This window comes from Succinivibrio sp., from assembly GCF_045124615.1.
In the GTDB taxonomy this organism is placed as follows: Bacteria; Pseudomonadota; Gammaproteobacteria; order Enterobacterales; family Succinivibrionaceae; genus Succinivibrio; species Succinivibrio faecicola.
The window spans coordinates 1-1,319 of record NZ_JBGVMC010000208.1; the positions used below are offsets into that span (position 1 = coordinate 1).

Annotated in this window: 1 protein-coding gene; it reads right to left on the reverse strand. The window is 30.7% G+C overall.

Annotation, left to right across the window (positions count from 1 at the left end; all coding sequences use genetic code 11):
- The coding region (locus ACJML3_RS05345) for an AAA family ATPase (RefSeq protein WP_406021273.1) at positions 1–978 on the reverse strand (978 nt) is incomplete at its 3' end.
- Positions 979–1,319: the final 341 nt, after the last annotated feature.

Sequence of the window (1,319 nt, forward strand, 5' to 3'; positions counted from 1 at the left end):
ATCTAATGACTCTGCAATAAAGTTAACTACATCCCATGGACAGAACATTTCTTTTTCATTGAATCTGTATCCATCATAGTTTTCTTTAACCAGCGTTGAATACTCTTCAAGCTCATAGTCTTTTAAAAACTGTATTGTTTCTTCTTTTGTAAAGCCTATGATTGAATCAAAACTGCTATTTTCTGAAAGCACAGTATTAACAGTGATGTTGTTCACACCAGTAAAAATGCTGTTTTTTGCATCTTTTAGACATCCTGTAAGAACTATCTTTTTTATTGGATTTTCTGTGTTCTTGTCCTTAGGTGTGATTTTCATAAAATCAAAGAACTGGCTTATAAGAGTTACCATCTCATCGTGATAACCTTTCTCTGATGCCTTTGCTAAAGGTACATCATACTCATCGATTAAAAATATGACTTTCTTTTTATAGTGTTTAAAAAGACATGTTGATAGAAATTCTAAAGCTTCTTTTACATATCCTATTGAATTTATATCACACAGAAAATCTCTTTTTAGGTATTTTCCATAGTTTTCAATCTCATCTTTTGACAGATTCTTACTGTTTAATAAAAAGTCGTAACCAGAAAATAGCCTTACTACAATACGTGCCAATGCATCATATGCTTGTTCAAAAGTCTCGCCATAAGCGCTTTTAAGAGAAATGAAAATAACAGGGAACTGTCCTAGGTATTTATCTGTAAATTCTTTATCTTTTAGAATCTCAAGACCTTCAAAGAGTTTTTCTTTGTATTCTCTGTTATCACTGCCATCTTTGCCAATAGTTAAAAATGTGGCAAACATATCCATTAAAAGAGTTTTACCAAAACGTCTTGGTCTTGTAAAAAGGATAACGGAAGCTGAGTTTTCAAAGACATTCTTTATGTATAAGGATTTATCTATATAGTAGTAATCCTCTTTTCTAAGTACAGAGAATTCCTCTGTACCATATGGTAGTCTTTTAAATTTATTATCACTCATATTCTTTATCCGTAATATTTAACTATCTTCTATTTTAGTGATGTATCACTGCTTAGTCAAAGACGCTTGATACAAAATTCATAAAATATTTAAGATAAGATGCTGGTTTTGGCTAATAAAAAAACCACCTAAATTGATCTTACTGATCTTTTTTGGTGGTTAAAAAATAAATATTTAAAAGAATCTGTTTTAAGCTTTTGATAATTGCGCTTTAGCACCAAGAATAAATTCTCTGATAGTGAACCAGCGAACAAGGCACCAAATAGAAATTGCACAGTTGTAGATTAGCAAAGCTACAAGAGATAAACCAAGGATCAGGTTTACATCATCATTTTTAACTT